The organism is Salinimicrobium oceani (genome assembly GCF_012037645.1).
Genome location: NZ_JAAVJR010000043.1, coordinates 1 through 976, shown reverse-complemented (window position 1 = coordinate 976; position 976 = coordinate 1). Strand labels below are relative to the sequence as shown.

Genomic DNA, 976 nt, shown 5'->3' with positions numbered 1-976 from the left:
CTGTAAACAGGAAATCCTGCCAAAAATGCTCCCAGAGCTTCTTTTAGTCTTGTGTCATCCTGCTCCTCAAGCAAGTCAAGATCTCCAGCCAGCTGCCATAAATTCTCATATTCACCTCCCATCCTCTCTTTGAGGATAAACATCTTTTGTTTATAAACCAGGTCATGATAATCTGAATGCCCCGGATCAACTTTTCGATAGGCTTTAAAGAACTGGTCTTCGCTGTTTTTGTTCGTGAGCACCTGGTTAACGGTGGCCAGGAAACCATACCCGCTGGTTCCTTCAACCGGCCAGTGTACCGGCAGTTTTTCGTCCCACTCGAGGATCTTTTCAATGATTATATAAAAATCGGGTCCTAATTTTTCTCTCAGCCTTTCCAGGTAAGCTTTGGGATCAAAAAGTCCGTCAATATGGTCGATCCTTAGGCCCTGGATCAGATTTTCTTCACACAACTGGAGGATAAAGCGATGATAGCTCTCAAAAACCTCCTCCTCCTCCATTCTTAAGCAAATAAGATCGTTGATGGTGAAAAATCTGCGGTAATTGATGCTGGTTTCTGTTTTCTTCCAGTGTGAAGGCTGGAAAAATTGTTGGTCAAGGATCTCTCTCAGCTTTTCTTCGGAATCATTGATCTCAATGATCTGTTTATTGACGCTGTTCCTGAAATCGGGATCTTTTTGATACTCCCTGACCATAAATTCCTTAAGTTCTTCCCAGTTTTCTTTATCTCCGGAAAGATTCCGGAATTTTTCTTCCCACTTTCCGAGTCCTTTTAAAATGAGATAATAAGACCTGGCAGAGGCGGGATATTCATGATCAAAATAGGTGAATGAAAATCCCTTTTTTGACACCTGTAACTGAAGCTCCTTCTTTTGGAGCACCTCCTCTAACTCACTTCCTAAAAAGGGAGCCATGAGCTTCCCTGTTTTCTCCCAGTCAATGTCAAAAAAGTTGTATTTGCCGGATTCCGGTCCCA

1 protein-coding gene is annotated in these 976 nt (G+C 42.6%); it reads right to left on the bottom strand.

All coding sequences use genetic code 11. From position 1 onward, the window contains the following. Window positions 1–914, bottom strand: a 914-nt coding sequence (locus tag HC175_RS15230; protein WP_209310004.1) for a malto-oligosyltrehalose synthase, incomplete at its 3' end; no start/stop codon positions are given. Between the last annotated feature and the right edge of the window lie 62 nt (window positions 915–976).